Annotated in this window: 18 protein-coding genes and 2 CRISPR repeat arrays (1 of these 20 only partly in view); of the genes, 9 read left to right on the top strand and 9 right to left on the bottom strand. The window is 67.0% G+C overall.

What is annotated here, in order from left to right; translation table 11 throughout:
* A CRISPR array of direct repeats spans window positions 1-2,071; the repeat unit is 29 nt; unit sequence GTTTCCCCCGCGTCCGCGGGGATAGGCCC (it extends 3,451 nt beyond the left edge of the window).
* A 217-nt stretch (window positions 2,072-2,288) separates the two neighbouring features.
* Window positions 2,289-3,023 (bottom strand): IS21-like element ISAzo4 family helper ATPase IstB, encoded by a 735-nt coding sequence (istB, locus tag pbN1_RS09685; protein WP_168954115.1) that lies wholly within the window; start codon window positions 3,021-3,023, stop codon window positions 2,289-2,291.
* Between the two features lie 22 nt (window positions 3,024-3,045).
* Window positions 3,046-4,608: an IS21 family transposase gene (istA, locus tag pbN1_RS09680; protein WP_210147730.1), complete on the bottom strand. Its 1,563-nt coding sequence runs from the start codon at window positions 4,606-4,608 to the stop codon at window positions 3,046-3,048.
* A gap of 262 nt (window positions 4,609-4,870) precedes the next feature.
* Window positions 4,871-5,264: a CRISPR direct-repeat array (repeat unit 29 nt; unit sequence GTTTCCCCCGCGTCCGCGGGGATAGGCCC).
* 273 nt (window positions 5,265-5,537) lie between these two features.
* Between istA (pbN1_RS09680) and pbN1_RS21145 the strand changes: the two genes are divergently transcribed.
* The gene (locus pbN1_RS21145) at window positions 5,538-5,702 is read left to right on the top strand and encodes a type I-F CRISPR-associated protein Csy2 (protein ID WP_169204295.1); all 165 of its coding nucleotides are present in this window, start codon (window positions 5,538-5,540) and stop codon (window positions 5,700-5,702) included.
* 70 nt (window positions 5,703-5,772) lie between these two features.
* Window positions 5,773-6,981 carry a GAF domain-containing protein gene (locus pbN1_RS09670; protein WP_169204296.1) on the top strand — a complete coding sequence of 403 codons (1,209 nt, stop codon included), beginning with the start codon at window positions 5,773-5,775 and terminating at the stop codon, window positions 6,979-6,981.
* Window positions 6,982-7,081: 100 nt separating this feature from the next.
* Here the strand turns inward: pbN1_RS09670 and pbN1_RS09665 are convergent, their stop codons facing one another.
* From pbN1_RS09665 to istA (pbN1_RS09655), 3 genes are read right to left on the bottom strand one after another with little or no spacing between them, the layout of a single operon-like run.
* On the bottom strand, window positions 7,082-7,309 hold the full coding sequence (locus pbN1_RS09665; protein ID WP_169204281.1) for a hypothetical protein: 228 nt from the start codon (window positions 7,307-7,309) through the stop codon (window positions 7,082-7,084).
* The gene (gene istB / locus pbN1_RS09660; protein ID WP_169204280.1) at window positions 7,306-8,058 is read right to left on the bottom strand and encodes an IS21-like element helper ATPase IstB; all 753 of its coding nucleotides are present in this window, start codon (window positions 8,056-8,058) and stop codon (window positions 7,306-7,308) included. The genes pbN1_RS09665 and istB (pbN1_RS09660) overlap by 4 nt, the downstream gene beginning before the upstream one ends.
* Complete coding sequence (gene istA, locus pbN1_RS09655; RefSeq protein ID WP_169204279.1) at window positions 8,045-9,544, bottom strand: IS21 family transposase; 1,500 nt, start codon at window positions 9,542-9,544, stop codon at window positions 8,045-8,047. The genes istB (pbN1_RS09660) and istA (pbN1_RS09655) overlap by 14 nt, the downstream gene beginning before the upstream one ends.
* Window positions 9,545-10,324: 780 nt before the next feature.
* Here istA (pbN1_RS09655) and pbN1_RS09650 point away from each other — a divergent pair.
* Window positions 10,325-12,259 carry a putative bifunctional diguanylate cyclase/phosphodiesterase gene (locus pbN1_RS09650; protein ID WP_169202648.1) on the top strand — a complete coding sequence of 645 codons (1,935 nt, stop codon included), beginning with the start codon at window positions 10,325-10,327 and terminating at the stop codon, window positions 12,257-12,259.
* 146 nt (window positions 12,260-12,405) lie between these two features.
* On the opposite strand, the gene pbN1_RS09645 is transcribed toward pbN1_RS09650, so the two are convergent.
* A complete protein-coding gene (locus pbN1_RS09645) occupies window positions 12,406-14,091 on the bottom strand; it encodes a peptide chain release factor 3 (RefSeq protein ID WP_169202649.1) in 1,686 nt (561 codons plus the stop codon).
* Window positions 14,092-14,242: 151 nt separating this feature from the next.
* On the opposite strand from pbN1_RS09645, the gene pbN1_RS09640 reads away from it, so the two are divergent.
* Complete coding sequence (locus pbN1_RS09640) at window positions 14,243-14,500, top strand: hypothetical protein (RefSeq protein ID WP_169202650.1); 258 nt, start codon at window positions 14,243-14,245, stop codon at window positions 14,498-14,500.
* 98 nt (window positions 14,501-14,598) lie between these two features.
* Here pbN1_RS09640 and pbN1_RS09635 read toward each other — a convergent pair whose 3' ends face one another.
* Together pbN1_RS09635 and pbN1_RS09630 are read right to left on the bottom strand one after the other, a co-directional pair.
* Entirely contained in the window at window positions 14,599-15,363 is a 765-nt protein-coding gene (locus pbN1_RS09635) for a TerC family protein (protein ID WP_169202651.1), read from the bottom strand.
* A gap of 131 nt (window positions 15,364-15,494) precedes the next feature.
* On the bottom strand, window positions 15,495-15,719 hold the full coding sequence (locus tag pbN1_RS09630; RefSeq protein ID WP_169119290.1) for a glycine zipper 2TM domain-containing protein: 225 nt from the start codon (window positions 15,717-15,719) through the stop codon (window positions 15,495-15,497).
* 357 nt (window positions 15,720-16,076) lie between these two features.
* Here pbN1_RS09630 and pbN1_RS09625 point away from each other — a divergent pair, with 357 nt between their 5' ends.
* From pbN1_RS09625 to pbN1_RS09610, 4 genes are all read left to right on the top strand, one after another.
* On the top strand, window positions 16,077-18,092 hold the full coding sequence (locus pbN1_RS09625; protein WP_169202652.1) for a TonB-dependent receptor plug domain-containing protein: 2,016 nt from the start codon (window positions 16,077-16,079) through the stop codon (window positions 18,090-18,092).
* An 8-nt stretch (window positions 18,093-18,100) separates the two neighbouring features.
* Window positions 18,101-18,703: a DOMON-like domain-containing protein gene (locus tag pbN1_RS09620; RefSeq protein ID WP_169119292.1), complete on the top strand. Its 603-nt coding sequence runs from the start codon at window positions 18,101-18,103 to the stop codon at window positions 18,701-18,703.
* Complete coding sequence (locus tag pbN1_RS09615; RefSeq protein ID WP_169119293.1) at window positions 18,700-19,920, top strand: exo-beta-N-acetylmuramidase NamZ family protein; 1,221 nt, start codon at window positions 18,700-18,702, stop codon at window positions 19,918-19,920. Before pbN1_RS09620 ends, pbN1_RS09615 begins: the two co-directional genes overlap by 4 nt.
* 86 nt (window positions 19,921-20,006) lie before the next feature.
* Window positions 20,007-20,948: a ribose-phosphate diphosphokinase gene (locus tag pbN1_RS09610; RefSeq protein WP_169202653.1), complete on the top strand. Its 942-nt coding sequence runs from the start codon at window positions 20,007-20,009 to the stop codon at window positions 20,946-20,948.
* A 56-nt stretch (window positions 20,949-21,004) separates the two neighbouring features.
* On the opposite strand, the gene pbN1_RS09605 is transcribed toward pbN1_RS09610, so the two are convergent.
* Complete coding sequence (locus pbN1_RS09605; RefSeq protein WP_169202654.1) at window positions 21,005-21,481, bottom strand: hypothetical protein; 477 nt, start codon at window positions 21,479-21,481, stop codon at window positions 21,005-21,007.
* Window positions 21,482-21,868: 387 nt separating this feature from the next.
* Between pbN1_RS09605 and pbN1_RS09600 the strand changes: the two genes are divergently transcribed.
* Complete coding sequence (locus pbN1_RS09600) at window positions 21,869-23,125, top strand: HD-GYP domain-containing protein (protein ID WP_169202655.1); 1,257 nt, start codon at window positions 21,869-21,871, stop codon at window positions 23,123-23,125.
* Window positions 23,126-23,166 lie beyond the last annotated feature (41 nt).

The raw sequence follows: 23,166 nt of genomic DNA, 5'->3' as shown, positions 1-23,166 counted from the left end.
TCTTCGCCGCGGCCGACGGCCCAGGCGGTGTTTCCCCCGCGTCCGCGGGGATAGGCCCTGGAGCAAAAGCGCGCTCGTTACGCGCCGTGTGTTTCCCCCGCGTCCGCGGGGATAGGCCCTCGACCAGGTGCGCCACTTCCATCTGCTCGGCGTTTCCCCCGCGTCCGCGGGGATAGGCCCTCCACGGGCAGGAAGAGCGCGACCGCGCCGAGGTTTCCCCCGCGTCCGCGGGGATAGGCCCACGTGGCCAAGATCATGCGTCGGCGATAAGGCGTTTCCCCCGCGTCCGCGGGGATAGGCCCCGGCTGATCGATCACCTGCGTCGGGATCTGGAGTTTCCCCCGCGTCCGCGGGGATAGGCCCCAGTCGATGATGCGCGGCGGCACGCTGGCGGTGTTTCCCCCGCGTCCGCGGGGATAGGCCCCCGCACAAACACTGCTACTTCCCAACCTTCCCGTTTCCCCCGCGTCCGCGGGGATAGGCCCGATCTTCGCGCACATCTCAGGCGCAACCGTCAGTTTCCCCCGCGTCCGCGGGGATAGGCCCGATTAGCCCGCCAGCGCGAGCGCCTGCCGATCGTTTCCCCCGCGTCCGCGGGGATAGGCCCCTGAAGCTCGGCAATGCGGTGGCCTATATCAAGTTTCCCCCGCGTCCGCGGGGATAGGCCCCCCGAAAAACCCGGCGGCAGATGGCTGGGGGAGTTTCCCCCGCGTCCGCGGGGATAGGCCCTTCGCCCCCGGCATGATCATCGACGATCTGGCGTTTCCCCCGCGTCCGCGGGGATAGGCCCCCCCTATAGAAAGTTGAAAAACAGTGGATGAAGTTTCCCCCGCGTCCGCGGGGATAGGCCCCTGTCTGGGAGCAATTCGTTACCGCCGCGCACGTTTCCCCCGCGTCCGCGGGGATAGGCCTTCGCCGACTTCGGCGCCAGCGTTGTCGATGATGTTTCCCCCGCGTCCGCGGGGATAGGCCCTCCACGCCCCACGCCCGCTGCAGCCAGATCGCGTTTCCCCCGCGTCCGCGGGGATAGGCCCTCATCATCCAGCGCCGTCTGCGCGCGCGCCTCGTTTCCCCCGCGTCCGCGGGGATAGGCCCGCCCGAGCACTCGTCAGGCTCGCCGCCCAACCGTTTCCCCCGCGTCCGCGGGGATAGGCCCTGGATCGCTCAAGGAGGTGCCTGGATGGCGGTGTTTCCCCCGCGTCCGCGGGGATAGGCCCTGGAGAACTACCGCGCCGAGATCGCCGGCAGCGTTTCCCCCGCGTCCGCGGGGATAGGCCCGGAAAGCAGCCGGCTTTCAGCGCCCATTCCTCGTTTCCCCCGCGTCCGCGGGGATAGGCCCCATCAACAAGGCCAACCAGGTCGCAGGGCAGTGTTTCCCCCGCGTCCGCGGGGATAGGCCCGACCGGCGTGTGACGTACAGCGCACCGCAGGCGTTTCCCCCGCGTCCGCGGGGATAGGCCCCCTTCGCCGCCGCCCGGATCGATTTGACCGTTGTTTCCCCCGCGTCCGCGGGGATAGGCCCCAGGTCCGCGACGATATTGACCATCAGGTCGAGTTTCCCCCGCGTCCGCGGGGATAGGCCCTGCGCGGCGCGGCTTTCGATGAAGCCGGCCTTGTTTCCCCCGCGTCCGCGGGGATAGGCCCCGGCACGGCGACCCGGACGTACGACGAGATGAGTTTCCCCCGCGTCCGCGGGGATAGGCCCTCGAATCCTTCATCGGCGATCAACCGCCGATCGTTTCCCCCGCGTCCGCGGGGATAGGCCCCGCCGACGCCTCCGCGCGCTCCCCACCATCGCGTTTCCCCCGCGTCCGCGGGGATAGGCCCGGCACTGCGCCGGCCCGCGGACCGATCTACCTGTTTCCCCCGCGTCCGCGGGGATAGGCCCTGGTTCACCGAGATGAGCGTATCGCAGCCGGCGTTTCCCCCGCGTCCGCGGGGATAGGCCCGTCGTCGCACGTGCCTGAGTCAAGGACGGATTGTTTCCCCCGCGTCCGCGGGGATAGGCCCGGGCGCGAGCACTCGACGGGGTATTACTCGGTGTTTCCCCCGCGTCCGCGGGGATAGGCCCGCTTGTACTGTGCGCATTCCGACGAACGTGACCGCCTGCACCGACGAACGTGACCGGTGGGGTCTGCGCGCGAAGCGTGGTGTTCAGATTCTAACCGCGTCGGTCACGATGACGCTCGATTCGAGGCACGGCGCAGGCTTATCCACAGGCGGCCGCCAGTGCGCCTCATGCGCTGGCGGGCGGGCGCCTGTGGGTAAGGCGTCTCGCGCGCACGGCCTCATGCCTTTTCCTTTCTTCTCATCGACTCGCCCTTGAGGGCGAGCTTGTGCGCGGCGTGCACGACGCGATCGAGGATCGCATCGGCGAAGGTCGGGTCGCCCAGGTAGGTGTGCCAGTGCTCGATCGGCAGCTGGCTGGTGATCACGGTCGAACGCGTGCCGACCCGGTCGTCGAGCAGCTCCAGCAGGTCGCTTCGCTCCTGCGCCGACGGCGCGGCCAGGCCCCAATCGTCGATGACGATGAGATCCATGCGCGCGAGCTGCATCAGGCGTCGGCTGAAGCTGCCGTCGGCATGCGCGATGCGCAGTTCCTCGAAGAGCCGCGGCAGACGCACGTAGTAGGCCGCGAGGCCCTGCCGGCACGCTGCGTTGGCGAGCGCGCAGGCGAGCCAGGTCTTGCCGCTGCCGGTGGGCCCCGTGATGAGGCAGTTCTGGTGATGGCGAATCCATTGACCGGTGCCGAGCGCGGCGATCTGACTGCGCTCGAGGCCCCGGCCGGCGCGGTAGTCGACGTCCTCCAGGCAGGCGGCAGCGGCTTTGATGCGGGCGGCCTTGAGCAGCCGATCGATGCGTTTGCCGTCGCGCAGCAGGCACTCCCGATCGATGAGGTGCGCCAAGCGCTCCTCGAAGCTGAGCGCGGTGATGGCGGGCTGGGTGAGCTGCTCCTCGAAGGCGCGGGCCATGCCTTCCAGGCGCAGGGTGCGCAGTTGTTGCAGGCTGTGTTGTATCAGCATCGATGTTCTCCGGTGGGTGGAATCAGTGGTAGTAGCGCGCCCCGCGCAGGTTCTCGTGCACGGCGGGGAGCGCCAGTTCGGTTTGGCTAGCGGCAGTGGGAGTGGGGAGCGGTGCGCGGTCGAGCCCGCTCTTGAGGATCGAGGCGACGTTGCGGTAACGCATCGCCCCGAGGGTGACGGCGCGGGTCGCCGCGGCTTCGAGCCGTTCGTTGCCGTATTGGCGACCGAGGCGCATCAGCCCGAGGCACGCCCGGTAGCCCTGCTCGGGGTGCGGCATGCGTTCGAGTTGGTGGCTGACCACCTGCTCGGTGTGCGGGCCGACGGTGGCGCCCCAGGCGATGAGTTTGCCGGGCGACCACTGGCGATGCGCCTGATGGGATGCGGGCATGTGTTCGGTGAGCGTGGAGTAGACGCCGGGCCGGTGGCTTCTCGCATGCACCGCGACGCGACGGCCTGCGGCAAAGCATTCGATGCTGCTCGCGGTGATGCGCAACTCCACCGGTTGGCCGGCGAGCGCATACGGCACGCTGTAGTAATGCCCGTCGAACTCGACGTGGTAATCGATATTGGGCTTGGCCCGTTTCCACTGGGCGAACTGGAACGCGGTGGCGGGCAACGGGCGCAGCGCCGGCCGGTCGAGCGTCTCGAACGCTTCGCGGCGCGAGCCTGGCAGGCGCCGGAAGGGACGCGTGTTCAGCGGCTCGAGTAACGCGGCGATCGCACCGTTGAGCTCCACCAGCGAGAAGAAACGCTGATGCCGCAACCGCGCCAGAATCCAGCGCTGCACGATCTGTACGCCGACTTCGACCTTGGATTTGTCCTGCGGCTTGTAGGGGCGCGTGGGCAGGATCGCCACGCCGTAGTGCGCGGCGAACTCGGCGGTGGTGCGCTGCAGTTGCGGTTCGTAGCGGTCGGCCTGCCCGACGAGCGAGCGCGTATTGTCGGGCACCACGAGCTCGGGCAGGCCGCCGATAAAGGCCAGCGCCCGGGCAAGCGAGCCCAGCCAGTCGGCCTGCGACTGCGTCGCCGTGGCGCAGGCGAACGTATAGCTCGAGGCGCCGAGCACCGCGACGAAGATCTGCGCGCGCGAAATCTCGCCAGTGTCGGCGTCGACGATCGGCACCGTGTCGCCAGCGTAATCGATGAAGAGTTTCTCGCCGGCGCGGTGCACCTGGCGCATCGAGCGCTTGAGCGTGCGGGCGAACGCGCGGTACAGGTCGCAAAAGCGCGAGTACTGATAGCTCGGCCCGCCGGCCGTCTGCACGTACTCTTCCCACAGCAGCGCCAGCGTGACGTTCTTTCGCTTGAGCCCCTGATGCACCGCCGCCAGATCCGGCGGCACATTCGCGACGCTCGCGCCACGTCCACGCCGGGCGACCCCCAGCACCCGGCGCAGCTCTGCCTCGTCGGCCGCCGACAACTCGGCCCACGGCCGGCCGCACTCCTCGGCCGCCTTCACATACTTGGCGACCACGCCTTTGGAAATCGACAGCGCGCGGGCAATGCGCTCATGCGACAGCGCGCAGTCGTATTTGAGCCGTAACAGCTCCCTGATCTTGTGCATGGCAATCCGCTCCGCCGGCATTCCCGTCTCCGCGCAAAGCGCGCGAGGGTAGCCGGCCTGACAAACGACGTTGCCACGCTTGGCCTCACAAACCCGTTCCGATTTGATCGTGACCGACGATTCCGACATCGTGACCGCCCATTCCGACAACTCGCCGAAATCGGTCACGATCAAATCGGAATCCGCGGTCACGACCCGCGGATTCACCGGTCACACTATTTCGGAATCAGCGGTCACGTTGGGTCGGAATCCGCAGTACTGTTCGGCACCGGGATATTGCCATGTTTCCCCCGCGTCCGCGGGGATAGGCCCGGTTTGCCCTCCCCAGCTGACGACGCCCGCGCGTTTCCCCCGCGTCCGCGGGGATAGGCCCTTTCCGGTCTTCTGCTCCCGGTCGCGGATGGCGTTTCCCCCGCGTCCGCGGGGATAGGCCCCTTCCCGAGCCGCCGCGATCCCCTGCCCGCTCGTTTCCCCCGCGTCCGCGGGGATAGGCCCCTTTGCAGTCCCGCGCGATTCGTCCAGGCCCAGTTTCCCCCGCGTCCGCGGGGATAGGCCCGTCAGCAGACATTCCCCGTTGCATGTGGGCGTGTTTCCCCCGCGTCCGCGGGGATAGGCCCAACGATGGCTGCGTGGTCGCCCGCTCGGCCGAGTTTCCCCGCGTCCGCGGGGATAGGCCGCCCGGTACCGGTCATCGAGTGTCACCGACCGGCACATTGGAGCCACCTCATGACCGGCACATTGAGGTCAGTCCGTGATCGGCATATTGGGGCTGCGCATGGATGAACGCTCGCGGCTCGAATGGATGCAGGATGGCGACGCCGACTTTCGCTCCGCATGGCCTCACACATGGACTGACCTGCGCAGATCGGCAGGCGTTTCGGTAATTGGCTGAACGCCGAACTGGGGCAACCGCTGCCGCGCGGAGATGTCGAGGGGCGTGAGGCGACGTGATGAGCACATTTCCTGAAAGCCAAGGCCTGCTTGTGCTTCCCCGTCTGCGCACGCAGAACGCCAACGCGATCTCCAGCTCCCTCACGCGCGGCTTCCCCCCGCAAGGCTGCCGGGCAGCAAGGGAATTTCCGCTGCGGACGGCGTTCGAATTGCGCGAGGGATGATGCTTCTTCCGAAGCGTCGGCGGGCCATCAATCTCATCGAAGGGCAGCTTCAAGCGGCCGGGGTGACACCGTGAAAAAAGCAATCCAGGGAAGTTCGTTGTCTCACCCGGAGAACAATCCCCAGATCAAGGCCGCATGGGAGAAGCTCCTGAGCGGGCAATTCCGTGGCACGACCCGCGCGCTGCGCCCCGCGATCGACGACTCGTGGCGGCGCTGCCTCGTCGGGCAGGTGGATCCCGGGCGCGGCGGGGCGCGGCCGCCGGTGGAGCGCGGCGAACTGGAGGCATTGCGCAACCGGAATGAACGCCTGATCTCGGCCAGCGCCCCCTTCATGATCCAGGCCCGGGAATTTCTCGCCCACACCGGCACGGTGATGATCCTCACGGACCCCGAGGGCACGATCCTCGACGTGGAAGGCGACGCGCATCTGCGGGACCCGATCCAGCGCGCGGGGCTGGTGCCGGGCCACAACTGGCAGGAGTCGAGCATGGGCACCAATGCCATCGGCACCGCCCTGGCCCTCGGGCAGCCGATCCAGGTCCATGCGTCCGAGCACTTCTGTGAAGAAGTCCAAAGGTGGACCTGCGCCGCCGCCGTGATCCGCGACCCGGTGGATGCATCGGTCCTCGGCGTGCTCGACCTTTCCGGCCTCAGGCGCGACTACAGCCAGCACAGCCTGCCGTTGATCGCCACCACCGCGAACAGCATCGAAGCCCGGTTGGCGCAGATGGAACTGGAGCGGCGCTTCCAGTTGTTGGAGGCGACCGTGCAGCGGCTGTCCGCCGCGGAGGGCGTGATCGTCTTCGATGGCCGCGGCCGGCTGGTCAAAGTCAACGAGCGGGCGGCGCCGGCGCTGGCCGCATGGGGAGTCACGCTGAGTACGGACACCCGCATTCCGGTCGGCAGCGGACCGTCCGAGATGGCTCCGCCGCAACTGCCGGACTGGGTCGTCGCCAGTCGCATCGAACCCGTCTTCCGGGGCGCCGGGCTGCTCGGATTCGTCGTCTCCATCCCGCTGCCCGCCGTCTCGCCGCAGACGCCGGGCAACGCCTCGGCCGAAACGGCGCCGGTGCCGGCCAGGGAGTCGGGCGGCCAGCAAGCGATGCTGGCGACGATGATCGACCAGACGGCCTCGCTGGTTTCTCTCAAGGACCTGGATGGCCGCTACGAATTCGTGAACCGCCGCTTCGAAGAGGTGTTCGGCATGAAATCCGCCGACATCGTGGGTCGGACCGATGCGCAGCTGTTCGAGCGGGAACAGGTGTTAGCGGCGGTGTAAATCCGCTGCTACTTGGCGACGAAATGCTGTGCGGACGGCAAAGAGCACAAGGGGCCTTCGTAGGCCCCTTGTGGTTTGGCGTTGCGATGCCGGGCAGTCGTCAGAATGGCGGGTCGTCGGTATCGGTGTGGCGCAGATCAGGGGCGTGGGTTGGTGCGTACTCCTCACGCATAAGCTCGTGAAGCGGGATCTGGTAATGCGCCCAGATGCGTTCGCGCAGATCGTCGAGCAACTCGACGACGGCCAGTGCCTGCTCGGGCGTCCAGTGGTCGGGCACGATGAAGGGGATGCCGCGCTGGTGCCCGGAGGGCAGGAGCCAGGGCTTCATGATTTCGCCCTCCGTCGTTGCTTTGCCCGTTGCTCCGAGCGTTCCTTGGCCTCCTTCAGGCGATAGGAGTCGCCGTCGATGGCAATGACTTCGGCGTTGTGCACCAGGCGATCGACGAGCGAGACGACGCAGGCGGCATTGGGAAAGACCTCGGACCATTCGGCGAACGGTCGATTCGTGGTGACCAGCGTGCTCTTCGTCTCATAACGGCGGCTGATCAGCTCGAAGAGCAGATCGGCGTGGCGGTTCGAATAGGAGAGGTAGCCGACCTCGTCGATGGCCAGCAAATCCGGCGCGGCATAGTGGCGCAGTCGCCGGCGCAGTGCCGAATCGCTATCGAGCGCGGCCAGATCGCCGAGCAGTTGGCCGGCGGTCGTAAAGAGCACGGTGCGGCCGTGGATCAGCGCCTGATGGGCGATATTTTTCGCCAAGGTCGATTTGCCGACGCCGTTGGGGCCGAGCAGCACGGCGTTGGCCGATTCCTTGAGGAAGTCGAGCGCCATCAGTTCCTCGATCGCCGCGCGGTCGCAGCGCCGGGGCCAGAGCCAATCGAAATCGCACAGCGGCTTGAAGCGGCCGATATGCGCGTCCTTGAGCCGGCGCTCGAGACTGCGCCGGCTGCGCTCGTCCTCTTCCCACTGCAGCAGCGGCTCGACCCAGCCCGCCGTGGCCGCGTCCGGCCAGTGCGCCAGCAGGCCGTGGAGGTGCAGCGCGTGCGCGCGCTGGCGCAACGCTTCAAGCGTGCTCATCGTCCTCTCCAGTGAGGGTGTCGTAGGTATCGAGTCGGTGCGGCTGGACCGGTGCGTCCTTGTCTTTGACGTGCGGCGGCAGGCAGGTGGCGACCGGGGGCGCCTCGTGGCGCGCCTCCCGCCGGCGCTCGAGCGCCAGGCGCACCGCGTTGGGGTGCGGCACGCCACCGGCCAGCGCCTCGACGATGGCCGCCTGCAATTCCGAGGCGCCGTAGCGATCGAGGAGCCGCAGCAAACCCGAGGTGATCGTGCCGAGGTTGGCGCCGCGTTCGGCGGCGCTGAGCAAGAGGTCCCGGCTCGCCGGTGCGACCTGAGCCAGGTGGTTCTGACCGCGGTGATGCCGGGCTTCGCGCTTGAGCTCGATCAGCGTCTTGATGTGGGCCGGATCTTCGATCTGGTCTCGGCTATCGTAGCTGCGCGGGTGATCGGCGAGCACCTCGCCGCCGTCGAGGACGCGCACGCGCGAGGGATCGGCGCGGACCGTCAGCAGCCGCCGCACATACGTGTGCGGAATCGAATAGTCGTTGAGGTCGAAGCGCACGTACGGCGTCTTGCCCGCCGTCACCGTCAAGTGCTCATCGGTCGGATAGGGGTTCTCCGGCAGCGCGAGCAGGCGGGGCTGCTCGCGGGCAAAGGCTTCGCGCACGCTGATCGAGCGCTCCTCTGGGCAAGGCCGATCGGCCGCCTGGCCGTCGCACCAGGCTTGCGCCTGGGCGTTCAGATCATCGAGGTCCGCGAAGCTGCGGGCGGCGAAGAAGCTCTCGCGGGCATAACGAATCGCCCGTTCGACCCGCCCCTTCTCATTTCCTCGCGCAACGGCGACCGGCCGCGGCTCGAAGCGGTAGTGTCCGGCGAACGCGAGCAGCGTCGGGTGAAAGCGGATGGCGTCATTCTGGCGCTCGAGCACGGCGCTCTTCAGATTGTCGTAGAGCAGGACTCTCGGCAGCCCTTGCCAGGCGGCGAAGGCGCCGACGTGGCCGCGCAGGAAGTTCTCCATGCGCGCATCGAGGAAGAAACGCAGGAAGATGCGCCGCGACCAGGACAGGACCAGGACGAAGGCCATCAGCGGCCGGCGGGCACGGCCGATCTCGAGGTGACCGAAGTGCGCCCAATCGACTTGCCCTTGCTCACCGGCGAGTGTGCGCAGGCGCAGGAAGGCTTCTGCTTTCGGCCGAGGCCGATGCAGGGAAATCAGGTGGCGAAAGTGGTCGGGGCCGCCGCCATAGCCGCGTTCGCGCACCATCGCGTACAGGCGACTGGCGGTCAGCGTCGGGAATTTCTCCAGCGTCTGGCCAATGAAGGGCAGGTAGGCGTCGAGCTGCGACGGGCGCTGCACGCCGCCGGTCCTGGGCAGCCCGGCTTGCGCCAGGACGCGGCGCACCGTGCCGTGATGCACGCGCAATTGGCGGGCGATCGTGCCGGTTCGCCATTTCTCGACGTGGTAGTAGCGAAGGATATGCGCTTCGAGCTCAGGGGCTATGGTCACGGTCAGTTCCTCTTCGATCTAGTCGGCAGACGGTGTGAGGAACTCGACGGCGCAAGGGGCCGATTCGGACCAACGCCGAACACGGACAGTCACAAAAATGACAGTGTTGTGACGTGGACGTCGTCTGGATCACCTTCGATGACGCCGTCGCCATGGGCGTCGAGCTCACGGCCAGTAGATCATCGGCCGCCGGCGCGGGGGAACCCTGATGCGTCACGTTCTTCTGTCGCGCACGGTAGCGACGGCTGCGTTCGGCATGGGTGAAGCGGCCATGGCGGCTCGTTTGGTAGCGCCGACCCGCTCTGCGGATCGAGTCCTGCCGCGCCGTCGGCGCGCAGCCGCCGGCGCAGTAGATCTGGCCATGGTCGCAGGGGCTGCAAATCAATACCTGCACGCGGCAGCGCGCGCAGAGGAAGAATCGGCCCGTGGATTCCATTGGCGGTCCAAGTCACGCCAAGGAGCTGTCGACAGGGGCTTCCGACTCGTGGAATACTCACCCTGCACCCGTGCCCGGCACGGTGTGGGGCACGACATCGGTGTGAACTTGGCGGTTTGGGCCGGCGTCGTGCCTGTTCTCTTCGGCGGAGTCTTTCTACCGCATCTCGAACTCAGCTGTCATCCCTGTCGCTTGCCGCTCCCCGTCGGGGGCCGCGCGGCAAAGGGCGCGTTTCCAGTCGCCCTACGGGCTCCTTCCAACGCGCCCTCTGCCGCACCATTCAGAACCACGCCTGAAACCGGAATCCCCGGTAAATCAAAACACCGCTACCGGCTCCGCCGCCAATGTCACGGCGCCAGATTTACGCGCATTTCGACCGCCATTCACAACAGGCCCGGCAGATGCGCGCGCGGGATCTTGAGGCCGTCGAGCGGACCGTCCACAGCGAATCGGCGGAGGAGATCGACCTCGGCTACCGTCAGGTCCGCCTGGCTGCGGTCCGCTTCCCGATCTTCGACGAAGCCGGTCGGATCACGGCGCTGTGCACGCAGGCGACCGAACTCGGCCGCCCCGGCCTGCAGGCCACGGCGCCGAGCGCGGCCGATGCGATGGGGCGTGCCGACGAAGGGGTCATGATCACCGATGCGCGGGGCGTGATCCTGACCGTCAACGCCGCCTTCACGCGGATCACCGGCTACAGCCTCCAGGACGTCGCGGGCAAGCTTCCCAGCATCCTGCAGTCCGGGCTCCATTCGCAGGAGTTCTACGAACGATTATGGCTCAGCCTGGCCGAGCATGGCCGCTGGCAGGGGGAGATCCAGAACCGGCGCAAGAGCGGCGAGATTTTTCCGGAATGGCTGACGATCTATGCGGTGAAGGGCGCCGACGGGGAGGTGCAGAGCTACATCGCGATCTTCGGCGACAGCAGCGCGCGGCAGTGCGTGGAGTTCATGACGATGCACGACGGGCTGACCGGCCTGCCCAACCGCAAGCTGCTGATGGAGCGCCTGTCGGACTGCATCGCCGACGCGCGGCGGCGGCGGGACAGCCTTGCGGTGATGCTCATCGACCTGGACAACTTCAAGGACATCAACGACTCGCTCGGCCACGACGTGGGCGACCTGTTGCTGCAACAGGTGGCCGAGCGCCTGCGGCGCTGCCTGTGCGATGCCCACACCCTGGCCCGTGCCGGCGGCGACGAGTTCGCCGTCATCGTGCGCAGCCTCACGATCGACGAGATCCGTCGCCTCGCGGCGCATACCCTCGACTATCTGTCGGGATCCTTCTGCATTCGGGGGCATGAACTGTCCGGCGCCGCCAGCATCGGGATCAGCCTCTTCCCCGAAGATGGCGATACCGCGACCGGCCTCCTGCAGAACGCCGACACCGCGCTGTACGAGGCCAAGGCGCAGGGCCGCAATCGCTTCCGGTTTTTCGCGGCGGAGATGCAGGCCCTGGTGCAGCAGCGCATGACGCTGGAAGCCGGCCTGCGGGCGGCGATCGACAACGACCGCTTCGAGGTCGTCTATCAGCCACAGACCGCGCTGGCCGGCGGCGAGCTGGTGGGCGCCGAGGCCCTGTTGCGCTGGAAGGATCCAGTCCTCGGCGACGTCCCCGCGGCGCGCTTCATTCCCGCGGCGGTGGAAGCCGGACTGATCGTCACGCTGAGTGAGCAGGTGCTGGCCAAGGTGCTGAGCCGGATTGCCCTGTGGCGCCGTCAGGGTCTCATGCCGCCCCGGATCTCGATCAACGTCGCCGCCCAGCAGCTGCGCGAACCGCATTTCGTCGAACACGTCTGCGAACTACTCGAAACCCGCGGGGTGCCGCCCGCAGCGATCTGTCTCGAACTGACCGAAGGGTCGCTGATGGAAGACCTGGAAGGCGCCAGCCAGATGCTGTCCCGGCTCACCGAGCACGGTATCGCCATCAGCATCGACGATTTTGGCACCGGCTATTCATCCCTGGCCTATCTCGGCCGCCTGCCGATCCACGAACTCAAGGTGGACCAGAGCTTCGTGCGGGGTATCGCCGGCGAGGCCAACAAACGCTCGATCATTACCGCGATCATCGACATGGCGCATGCACTGGGGATGCAGGTGCTCGCGGAAGGCATCGAGACCGAAGACCAGCTGGCATTCCTCAAGGATCAGCACTGCGAGATGGGGCAGGGCTACCTTTTCCATCGCCCCCTCAGCGCCGAAGCCTTCGAGCGGCTGTTCGTACCCTGCGGCGGGCCACCGCCCCGCGCGTCCGCGCCGGCTGCCCGCGTCGTCTCGTGACTCGCGCGCGCTGGCGTGATGCGCTTCCTGTCGCGAGCACGGCCGACCTGATGGCCGGCGAAATCGCGACCAGCATCGCGGCGTGTCTGAGCGCGGAGCGCTGATGAAGATCGTCATGCGGCGCGCCATCGCACGCGCCGCGGATTTCAGCTCAGCTTTTCGCCGTGTTCCCGGGTCGCGTGGAAGCCGACTTTCGGCCACTTTTCCATCGTCACTTCGAGGTTGTAGCGGCTCGTCGCCAGATACACCGGGTTGCCGTCGACATCCTTGCCGACGCGCATGCCCTGTTCGCGCTCGAAGTTGCGGCGCGTGACTTCGTCCGGGAAAGTCAGCCAGCGCGCGGTGTGGATGTCGGCGGACTCGAAGACCGCGTCGACCTTGTACTCGTCCTTGAGGCGCTGGGCGACGACTTCGAACTGCAGCTGGCCGACCGCGCCGAGCAGCATGTTGCCGCCTTCCTGCTCGAACACCTGGATCGCCCCTTCCTCGCCGAGCTCCTGCAGGCCTTTCTGCAATTGCTTGGACTTCAGCGGGTCGCGCAGGCGCGCGGCGCTGAAGAGTTCGGGCGAGAAATACGGGATGCCCTTGTAGCCGAGGTTTTCGCCTTCGGTCAGCGTGTCGCCGATGTGCAGCTGGCCGTGGTTGTGGATGCCGATGATGTCGCCGGCGACGCCGTCTTCCATCAGCACGCGCTCGTTGGCCATGAAGGTCAGCGCGTTGGCGAGCTTCATCTCGCGCCCCATGCGCACGTGCTTCACTTTCATGCCGGAGCTGTAGCGGCCCGAGCAGATGCGGAAGAACGCGATGCGGTCGCGGTGCTTCGGATCCATGTTGGCCTGGATCTTGAACACGAAACCGGTGAAGGGTGCTTCGGCCGGCATCACGAGGCGGGTGTCCGCCGCATTGACGCCAGCCGCCGTGACGCCTGCCACTCGCGGCTGGGGCGGCGGCGCCCAGTCGAGCAGCGCCTGCAGGATCTCCTGCACGCCGAAGTTGTTGATGCCGGAGCCGAAGAACACCGGCGTCTGCTTGCCGGCGAGGAAGTCGCCGAGCGAGAACGGGTGCGACGCGCCCTGAATCAGCTCGACTTCCTCGCGCAGCTTGCCGACTTCGAGCGGGAACAGCTCGTCGAGCTGCGCGTTGGCGATGCCCTTGATGACTTCTGCCTCGCTGCGCTTTTCCTCGCCGGGAGCGAAGCGCAGCACGCGGTCTTCGAGCAGGTGATAGACGCCGCGGAACGTCTTGCCCATGCCGATCGGCCAGGTGATCGGCGCACAGTCGATCTTCAGCACCTCCTCGATCTCCTGCAGCAGATCGAAGCTCTCGCGCACTTCGCGGTCCATCTTGTTGACGAAGGTGATGATCGGCGTGTTGCGCAGCCGGCACACTTCGAGCAGCTTGATCGTCTGCGTCTCGACGCCTTTCGCGGCGTCGATGACCATCACCGCCGCGTCGACCGCGGTCAGCACGCGGTAGGTGTCTTCCGAGAAGTCTTGGTGGCCGGGCGTGTCGAGCAGGTTGATGGTGTGCCCAGCGTAATCGAACTGCATCACCGAGCTGCTCACCGAGATGCCGCGCTGCTTTTCGACTTCCATCCAGTCGGAGGTCGCGTGGCGCGCGCTCTTGCGCGCCTTGACGGTGCCGGCGAGCTGGATTGCGCCGCCGAACAGCAGCAGCTTTTCGGTCAGCGTGGTCTTACCGGCGTCGGGGTGGGAGATGATGCCGAAGGTGCGGCGGCGTTCGACGTCGCGCAGCAATTCAGGCGGAAAAGGGATCGCTGAGGGGGTCGCTGAAGGGGTCACTGAGGGCGTGGCGGAGGGAGTGTCGGCCATGGTCGGTTCGCAAAAAAACAAAGCCGCCGAGCCGAGCGGCCGGGCGGGGACAAGCCCAATTCTATCAAGTAATTACCGGATCGCAGCAGATTGGCGCAGGCGGGCGGAAATCTGCGATGATGCGGCCCTCCCGCAATTCGACGATATCGTCATGTCCCGAGCCACTCCGACGCTGCGCCAGCGCAAGATCTTCGCCCTCACCCGCATCCTCGCCGGCCTCGTCGCCGCGTGCTACCTCGGCTACGTCATCATCGCCAATCTCGCCGCCGGGCTGCCGTTCGACCGCACGCTGCTGTTCACGGCGCTGGTCTCGGTCGCGGGGTTCGCGTACGCGGCGTGGTATTTGCGCGATCTGTCGGCCGTCGCCCGCGAGGAGCGCGAACAGCGCGGTGCGAACGATCAGCGCTAACGACGCCACATCGCCACCGCCGGCTGTGCGGCGGGATCCCCCGGCCCGCCCCGCGCCGCAGAGGGACTCCCTCCGGGCGCGGGATTCCGCCGCTTCGCTCAGGCCCGCTCCCCCGCCTTGCCGGCAACATACGGCTCGTGCAGCACCACCGGCTTCGCCGCCCGCTTGCGCATGCGGATGTTGAGCATCTCGACGACGACCGAGAACGCCATCGCCGAGTAGATGTAGCCTTTCGGCACGTGGTGGCCGAAGCCTTCGGCGATCAGCACGACGCCGACGACCATCAGGAACGACAGCGCCAGCATCTTCACCGTCGGGTGCGCCGAGACGAAATCGCCGATCGGCGCCGAAGCGACCATCATCAGCCCGACCGACGCAACGACCGCTGCGACCATCACGGCGAGGTTGTTCACCATGCCGATCGCGGTGATGATCGAGTCGAGCGAGAACACCAGGTCGATGACGATGATCTGCGTGATCACCGCGGCGAACGTCGCCTTGACCGCGCTCGACGCCTCGCCCTCCTCGCCTTCCATCAGCTGGTGGATCTCGCCGGTGCTCTTCCACACGAGGAACAGGCCGCCGAGCAACAGAATCAGGTCGCGCGCCGAGAAACCATGCCCGAACAGCTCGAACAGTGCCGTGTTCAGGCCGGCGAGCCAGGCGAGGAGCGACAGCAGCGCGAGGCGCATGAACATCGCGAGGAACAGGCCGAGCCGCCGGGCGAAGGCGCGTCGCTCGGGCGGCAGCTTGTCGACGAGGATCGAGATGAAGATGATGTTGTCGATCCCGAGCACCAACTCGAGAACGGTGAGGGTGAGGAAGGCGAATATCAGCTGCGGGTCGGTCAGGAGTTCGATCATGGCGTGTCATGCGGATGCGATGGCGCCCGACTATACAACACGTTGTCGTCGAAAATGCCGAACCGCGGGTCCCGGCGCCGGACACCCGTGGTCGGCGCCGGAACCGCACCTTCGCGCAAGCGGCGAAAACCTCAAGGATGGCGCCGCTTGCCGATCTGGTCGCCGATCACACCGCCGATCGCCGCACCCCCGACCGTGCCGAGGACCCCGCCGTCACTCATGACTGCCCCGGCCGTGCCGCCGACACCCGCGCCGATCACGGCACTCCTTTCGCGCGACGACATGTTGTCCCACGTTGCACAACCGCTGGCGGCGATCGCCAGCACTATTGCCGAAACACCGGTTCGGATGTTCATGATGACCTCCTGACTGCAAAAGCAGGTTTTCAGGCGGCGACGGTCGACCCAATCCGCGCCGCTCCTTTTTCGGACGGAACGCGGAAACACGCCGTTCCCGTTTTCCAGCCGCTTTTGTTACCAGAAATTCCGGGACTCGCGCTCCGGCCGGCGGTATACAGCGACCCGTGCGCGCCTCCGGGCGGCGCGCGGAGGTCGGCGCAGGAAATCAACATTTACATTATTCTTGTCACGCCGGCCCCCCTGCGCCTGTGCGAATACGGATGGGGAGGCGGCCGCCCATACCTTCGACGTAGTAGAAGCGGTATCCTTCGCGCCGTGCTGCCGCCGGCTGTGCAGCCCTCCGCCCCGACCACGATGACGATTTCCCGTACCGCCCAATGCCTCTGGGTGCCGTTCGCAAGTTGCGCCATCGCGACGTGCGCGGGCGCCGGCAGCGAATTGCCCTATCTCGAAGAACTGCCGCACGTGCTCAGCGCGTCGCGGCTGCCGCAGCCGCTGCACGAGGCGCCCGGCGCCGTCACGGTGATCGACCGCGAACTGCTCGCCGCCACCGGTTACCGCGACCTCGCCAGGGTGTTCCGGCTCGTCCCCGGGATGCAGGTCGGGCAGGAGCGCGGCCACGCCCAGTGGGTCACGTACCACGGCCTGTCGAACGATTTCCCGACCGAGATGCAGGTGCTGATCGACGGGCGCTCGGTGATCACGCCGAGTGCGTTCGGCGGCGTCGACTGGAGCGCGCTGCCGCTGACCCTCGACGAAATCGACCGCATCGAGATCGTGCGCGGCACCAACGCCGCGAGCTTCGGCGCCAATGCGTTTCTCGGCGTCATCAATATCATCACGCGCCACAGCGCCGAAGGCGCAGGCACCCGCGGCGCGCTGCGCTTGGGCAGCGGCGGCGTGCGTGACGCCGAAGCGGGCTGGACGAGCAACGGCGGCTCGCCGGTTTCGCTGCGGATCAACGCCGCTTCGCAGCGCGACGACGGCTTTGACGGGCTGCACGACACGCGCCACATGGATATCGCCACGGTACGCGGCGACTGGCAATTGTCGTCGCAGGACAGCGTGATGCTGCGCGCCGGTGCGAGCGCCGGACTGCGCGGCGAGGGCTACGCGGATTCGGTGTTCGGCAACAACGGCCCGCGCAACGCGCGCAGCGAAACCACGACGCTGCACCTGAAGGGGCGCCACGGCGTCGACGACGGCGAGGAATGGCTGCTGAATTATTACCGCACCGACGAACGGGTGCGGGACGAATGGATTGCGAGCGCGCCGGGCTACCCGCTCGTACCGCTCGACCGCAACCGGCACAGCGTGCGCAACCACCTCGAACTGCAGCATCGCAGCAGGCCGTCGCCGGCCCTGCAACTGGTGTGGGGCACCGGGGCGCGGCGCGACGAGGTCGACGCGCCGTTCCTGTTCTTCACCGGCAACCCCGCTCCGCAACGCCTGTATCGCCTGTTCGGCAACGCCGAATGGCGCCCGCTGCCGCGACTGACGCTGAACCTCGGCGGCGCCCAGGAAAAGTATTCCACCGCGCCGGCGCGTTTCAGCCCGCGCGCGTTCGCCAACTGGCAGGCGACCGACACCGACACGCTGCGCGGCGGCTATTCGCGCGCCTGGCGCCAGCACAATCTCTTCGAACGCCATGGCGACATCCGCGCCATCGACCCGGCCAGCGGCGAACTCCTCGCCCGCCCGTTCCTGCCGCATCGGGATCTGCGCCAGGCGCGCGTCGATACCGTCGAATTCGGTTACTTCGGCCGCTTCGCAACGTGGAACACGAAGCTCGACGTGCGCCTCTTCAACGAGCGCATCGACGATTTCGTGGTGCGCGTGCCGCAGCCCGAGCTGCTGCCGGCGCCGGTCCTCGCCGGCTTTCTCGGCTCGACACGCTACGAGAACCTCGACCGGCCGGTCACGCTGCGCGGCGTCGAATACCAGCTCGTCGCGCGGCCGCGTAGCGGAACCGAACTGCGTCTCGCGCACAGCCTCATCGACCGCGACGCCGGGGACCGCGGCCTCGAAGCCCGTGCGGCGCCCTACACCGCGAGCCTGAGCTGGCTGCAGGATTACGGCACGGGCTGGAAAAGCATGCTCAGCGTGCTGCGCATCGGGCCGCTCGCCGGCGGCGAGGGCTACGTGCCGCGCTTGCGCTACGTCGCCCGGTCCTATACGACGGTCGACGCAAACCTGAGCTACGAGACGCGACTCGGCGGAAAACCGCTGCGATTCGCGCTGAGCGCGCTGAACCTCGGGCCACGCCACCAGGAGATCGCGAACGGCAGCGAGCAGATGCTGCATGGCGGGCGCGTGGCCAATCCGGCAACGCGGCAGGTCTATCTCTCGATCGCGCTGGCGCTCGACTGACAGCCGCGATGAGCGTCGCCGGCGATTCCATTGCGCTGTTCCCCCATCCGCGAACGCCGTGCGCGGCAGTCCAAGCGCTCGATGTGCGGGTCGGCGTCGCGCCCGATGGCATGCTCGGCCTGCGCTACCGGCTGCAAGGCGACCTGGCGCGGCTGCGCATTCCGTCGCCGCGCCCCGCCGCCCGCGTCGACGGCCTGTGGGCGCATACGTGCTTCGAATTTTTCGTCGCCGCGGCCGGCACCGGGGCTTACCGCGAATTCAATTTTTCGCCGTCCGGCGAATGGGCGGCATATGCGTTTCGCGCCTACCGCGAGCGCGACGACGAGGTCGCGCCCGCGCTGGCGGCGGTCGCGCCGCGCATCGTCATGCACGCGGACGGCGGCCGGCTCGATCTCGACGTCCACGTTCACGCCGCCGCGTTGCCCGCAGGCAGCATCGACGGCCTGCAACTCGGGCTGACGGCGGTCATCGAAGACATCGACGGCGTGTGCTCGTACTGGGCGCTGCGCCATCCCGGCGCGGCCCCCGACTTTCACCTTCGCGGGGGCTTCGCACTCACGCTCGGACACGCCGCCGCGGCCATTCCGCGGCTGCGTCAAAGGACCCCATGAAACCCTCGATCCAGTTCGGCCTCGACCGCCTGCTCGACACCCCGGCGCTGCGCCGCCCGCTCGCCGGACGCCGTGTCGCGCTGCTCGCGCATCCCGCTTCCGTGACCCGCAGCCTCGTCCATTCGCTCGACGCGCTCGCCGCCCTGCCCGACCTGCAGCTGAGCGCCGCCTTCGGGCCGCAGCACGGGCTGCGCGGGGACAAGCAGGACAACATGGTCGAGTCGCCCGATTTCGTCGACCCGCTGCATCACATCCCGGTATTCAGCCTGTACGGCGAAGTGCGCCGGCCGACCGACGCGATGATGGACAGCTTCGACGTGCTGCTCGTCGACCTGCAGGATCTGGGCTGCCGCATCTACACCTTCATCACGACGCTGCGCTACGTGCTCGAAGCCGCTGCCGAGCACGGCAAGACGGTGTGGGTACTCGATCGCCCGAATCCCGCCGGGCGGCCGGTCGAAGGCCTGCTGCTGCGCCCCGGCTGGGAAAGCTTCGTCGGCGCCGGGCCGCTGCCGATGCGCCACGGCCTGACGATCGGCGAGCTCGCGCGCTGGTTCATCACGACGCTGCGGCTCGACGTCGACTGCGAGGTCGTCACGATGCAAGGCTGGGAGCCCGACGCCGCGCCTGGCTTCGGCTGGCCGGCGGGCGAGCGCAGCTGGGTCAACCCGAGCCCGAACGCGCCGAGCCTGTCGATGGCGCGCGCGTATGCCGGCACCGTGATGCTCGAAGGCACGACGCTGTCCGAAGGCCGCGGCACGACGCGCCCGCTCGAACTCTTCGGCGCGCCGGACATCGACGCCCGCGCGCTGCGGGCCGGCATGCGCGCGCTCGCGCCCGACTGGCTCGCCGGCTGCGTGCTGCGCGAATGCTGGTTCGAGCCGACCTTCCACAAGCACGCCGGCCGCCTGTGCAGCGGCCTGCAGATCCACGTCGACGACCCGGCACACTATGACCACGCCGCGTTCCGCCCGTGGCGCCTGCAGGCGCTCGCGTTCAAGGTGCTGCGCCTGCTGTGGCCCGACTACCCGCTATGGCGCGACTTCGCGTACGAATACGAGCACGACCGCCTCGCGATCGACCTGATCAACGGCAGCGAACTGCTGCGCGACTGGGTCGACGATCCGGGCGCGACCCCGGCGGACCTCGAAGCGCTGGCGCAGCCGGACGAAGCCGCGTGGCAACAGGAGCGCGAAGCGTTTGTGCTGTACCGCTGACGGCGGCTCGCAGGTTTGTTGCACAATTTTTGCGGCGCGAGCCGAAAAGCCTACAATCCGCGCGTCAGCTTCCAGCGAGAAACGCGATGAACGACGCCCTCCGCATTTTCGCCTGCAACTCGAACCGCGCACTCGCCGGGGAAATCTGCGAGCACCTCGGCATGCGCCTGAGCCCCGTCGACATCTCGCGTTTTTCGAACGACAACCTGCGCGTCCAGATCCTCGACAACGTGCGCGAACGCGACGTCTTCGTCGTGCAGTCCTTCACCGAGCCGGTCAGCGAGCACATCATGGAACTGCTGATCACGCTCGACGCCTTGCGCAGCGCCTCGGCGCGGCGGGTGACCGCGGTGATCCCGTATTATTCGTATGCGCGTTCGGACAAGAAAGACGCGCCGCGCATCTCGATCACCGGCCGGCTGATCGCCGACATGCTCGCGACCGCCGGCGCGAACCGCGTGCTGACGATGGATCTGCACGCCGACCAGGTGCACGGCTTCTTCAGCGTGCCGGTCGATCACCTCACCGCGATCCCGACGATCGCCGAGCATTTCCGCCAGCACTACGACCTGTCGCGGATGGTCGCGGTGGCGACCGACGCCGGCGGCGCGAAACGCGTCGGCCGCTTCTCGGAGCGGCTCGGCATTCCGATGGCGATCATCGACAAACGCCGCGTCAGCGACACCGACGTCAAGCAGGGCCGCGTCGTCGGCGAGGTCGCCGGGCTCGATGCGGTGATCTTCGAGGACGAGATCTCGACCGGCGGCACGCTGCTGGCGACGATCGACACGCTGCGCGCGGCCGGCGCACGTTCGATCCACGCCGGCGCGGTGCACGCGGTGCTGTGCGGACCGGCGATCGAGCGGCTGCGCAATGCGCCGATCGAATCGATCGTCGTCACCGACACCGTGCATGTGCCGCCGGCCAAGCGGCTCGACAAGATCACGCAGTTGACCGTCGCGCCGCTGTTCGCGGCGGCGATCGAACGCATCCACAGCGGCGAGAGCGTCGGCGCGCTGTTCGGGTAGGGGAAACGGCCGCGATCGACCGGTGGCGCCCGTCCTGCCGGGCACCGACCGCCGCCTCAGGGCACGACCTTAATCGGCGTCCAGCCGGCGTGGTCGAAATGGCGACCGTAGTTGTCCAGCGCGGCGATGATGTAACTGACACCGTGGGTGCGCTGGTTCTCGGCCGTCCTCGCGGTGACCCGGTCGATGCCGCTCGACACGTCCTGCAGAAGATCGTGCAACACGGCGTCTGCCGCAGGCTCGAGTTTGCAGTTTTTCACAATGTATGCGGCCTGCGTTTCGATCGCCTGGCCCAGGGCATTGTAGTGTTCGTCGCCGAATTGGTTCGCCCGAATCCGCGGGAGACTCTGTTCCACGACTGCCCGGATATTCAGCATGCCTTGCTCGAGCGCCGGGTCAGTTTGCCATTTGACGTCGGCCTGCGTGGACGGTGCCTGAAAGTCTGCAGCGACTGCTCCGATGCTTACGCCCGCAACGCCGCTCAGCGCGAGCGCGCACGCGACGACCAGTTTTCTTGCAGATTTCGCGTTCATTTCCTGTCTCCTTTCTGTTGCCACTGAAGGCCGTCCCGCAATTCGGGCCCGCCTGGAAGCGGTCTGGGATGAAACGGGTGAGCCGGCGGCCGCAAACCGACTCCCCGTTCTTGCCTTTCGGACCTTCGAGTTCATGACGTTTTCCAGTTACCGTGGAATCAGGTTTGAACGTTACGCTGCTCACGCTGAACGCAAAATGAACGGTGAGCGCCGCTACGTGCGCAGGCTTCATGCCCCTTCACACGCTGCGGCTAGCCGCCATCCAACAAGCCCCAGGCACGGAAGTCGGCAAGAATTCGAGACGGCGCGCCCGGCTAGAAAAAATCGGAATCTTTGGCCGGTACGTCTTCGGCCGGGCTGCGCACAGCCACTCGTCGGGAGCAGAACATGAACTCGTTCAACAAGCGAACCGCAGTACGGATTGCGCTCGTCAGCGCGCTGCTCGCTGCGCTGGCCAGTCCTGTCGCGTGGTTGGTCACGTATAAACGTACCGAGGATGGAACGGTATGGCTTGCACTCGACGAGTCACGCCGCCTTCTGCATCACTTCGGCGCTATTACGCTGAGCGGCATGGATGCCGACGACAAGGCCCGCAAGGCCGCAGATGCCCTTGCAGGGGGACTGTTCGACATTGCTGAAATTTACAATCAAGAGGGAGTGAAGCTCGCTCAGGCAATGACCGAGGAGGGCAAAGCGATTGAAGAACAGCTGCCTTCGCACGTTCGTCCCATTTACCGTGCAGGCTTTCACGAGCGCTTCAGACTTGAAGACAAGCGTTGGGTATTGCGAGTTTTTGTACCCTTGCGAGGAGCGGCCGACACGGATCGAATCACTGGATACTTCGAAGGTGTCCGCGTCGTCCCGACCTGGCAACGCGAGCAGATGCGCGCGAACGCGCTCAGCGCTGCCCTGATGGTCGGGTTCGCCTCACTGGTGTGCGGCACCGCAATCTATCCCGTCGTCGTACGCCTGTCGACCGACAACGAGCGCAAGGCTCGCGAAATCCTTGATTCGCACCTCTCGATGATGGAAGCGCTCGGGCGCGCCGTCGCGATGCGGGATTCCGATACCGGCGCCCACAATTTTCGGGTTGCCTGGATTGCTGCGCGCATCGGCGAACGCCTCGGCCTGCGCGACAGGGCAATGCAGTCCTTGATCGTCGGCAGTTTTCTGCACGACGTCGGCAAGATCAGCATTCCCGATGCGATTTTGCTCAAACCGGGCAAGCTCGACGCTGAAGAGAGCAAGATCATGCATACGCACGTAGCCCATGGCGAGGAAATCGTTTCCGGCATCGGATGGCTGAAGGACGCGCATGCCGTTGTCGCAGCCCATCACGAAAAGTGGGACGGCTCGGGTTATCCGCGCAAACTGTCGGGCGAGGCCATCCCGCTTGCAGCGCGCATATTTGCCGTGGCGGACGTCTTCGATGCGCTCAGCTCGAAACGACCCTACAAAGAACCGATGAGCTTCGAGACAACGATGTCGATCCTGGCGGCGGACACCGGGAGCCATTTCGACCCCCACGTGATGGCTGCCTTCCGCGCGATTGCCCGAGAAGTGTTCAACCGCCTCGGTCAGTGCAACGAGGAGGATGTCCGGCGACTGCTGGAAGAGCGAGTCCGGTTTCATTTCGGCATTTAACGCCCGAAGCGAGAAAAACCGATAATCCTACAAACTGCGGC

The sequence above is a fragment of the Aromatoleum bremense genome (genome assembly GCF_017894365.1).
Classification (GTDB): domain Bacteria; phylum Pseudomonadota; class Gammaproteobacteria; order Burkholderiales; family Rhodocyclaceae; genus Aromatoleum; species Aromatoleum bremense.
The sequence above is the reverse complement of the archived record's forward strand: the minus strand, read 5'-3'. Positions and strand labels throughout refer to the sequence as shown.

What these genes read in the sequence shown, in the direction of transcription:
- istB (WP_168954115.1), bottom strand. Translation starts at nt 3,023, where the DNA reads ATGCTGATACAACACAGCCTGCAACAACTGCGCACCCTGCGCCTGGAA.
- istA (WP_210147730.1), bottom strand. Translation starts at nt 4,608, where the DNA reads ATGCCGGCGGAGCGGATTGCCATGCACAAGATCAGGGAGCTGTTACGG.
- pbN1_RS21145 (WP_169204295.1), top strand. Translation starts at nt 5,538, where the DNA reads ATGAGCACATTTCCTGAAAGCCAAGGCCTGCTTGTGCTTCCCCGTCTG.
- pbN1_RS09665 (WP_169204281.1), bottom strand. Translation starts at nt 7,309, where the DNA reads ATGAAGCCCTGGCTCCTGCCCTCCGGGCACCAGCGCGGCATCCCCTTC.
- istB (WP_169204280.1), bottom strand. Translation starts at nt 8,058, where the DNA reads ATGAGCACGCTTGAAGCGTTGCGCCAGCGCGCGCACGCGCTGCACCTC.
- pbN1_RS09650 (WP_169202648.1), top strand. Translation starts at nt 10,325, where the DNA reads ATGTCACGGCGCCAGATTTACGCGCATTTCGACCGCCATTCACAACAG.
- pbN1_RS09645 (WP_169202649.1), bottom strand. Translation starts at nt 14,091, where the DNA reads ATGGCCGACACTCCCTCCGCCACGCCCTCAGTGACCCCTTCAGCGACC.
- pbN1_RS09640 (WP_169202650.1), top strand. Translation starts at nt 14,243, where the DNA reads ATGTCCCGAGCCACTCCGACGCTGCGCCAGCGCAAGATCTTCGCCCTC.
- pbN1_RS09635 (WP_169202651.1), bottom strand. Translation starts at nt 15,363, where the DNA reads ATGATCGAACTCCTGACCGACCCGCAGCTGATATTCGCCTTCCTCACC.
- pbN1_RS09630 (WP_169119290.1), bottom strand. Translation starts at nt 15,719, where the DNA reads ATGAACATCCGAACCGGTGTTTCGGCAATAGTGCTGGCGATCGCCGCC.
- pbN1_RS09625 (WP_169202652.1), top strand. Translation starts at nt 16,077, where the DNA reads ATGACGATTTCCCGTACCGCCCAATGCCTCTGGGTGCCGTTCGCAAGT.
- pbN1_RS09620 (WP_169119292.1), top strand. Translation starts at nt 18,101, where the DNA reads ATGAGCGTCGCCGGCGATTCCATTGCGCTGTTCCCCCATCCGCGAACG.
- pbN1_RS09615 (WP_169119293.1), top strand. Translation starts at nt 18,700, where the DNA reads ATGAAACCCTCGATCCAGTTCGGCCTCGACCGCCTGCTCGACACCCCG.
- pbN1_RS09610 (WP_169202653.1), top strand. Translation starts at nt 20,007, where the DNA reads ATGAACGACGCCCTCCGCATTTTCGCCTGCAACTCGAACCGCGCACTC.
- pbN1_RS09605 (WP_169202654.1), bottom strand. Translation starts at nt 21,481, where the DNA reads ATGAACGCGAAATCTGCAAGAAAACTGGTCGTCGCGTGCGCGCTCGCG.
- pbN1_RS09600 (WP_169202655.1), top strand. Translation starts at nt 21,869, where the DNA reads ATGAACTCGTTCAACAAGCGAACCGCAGTACGGATTGCGCTCGTCAGC.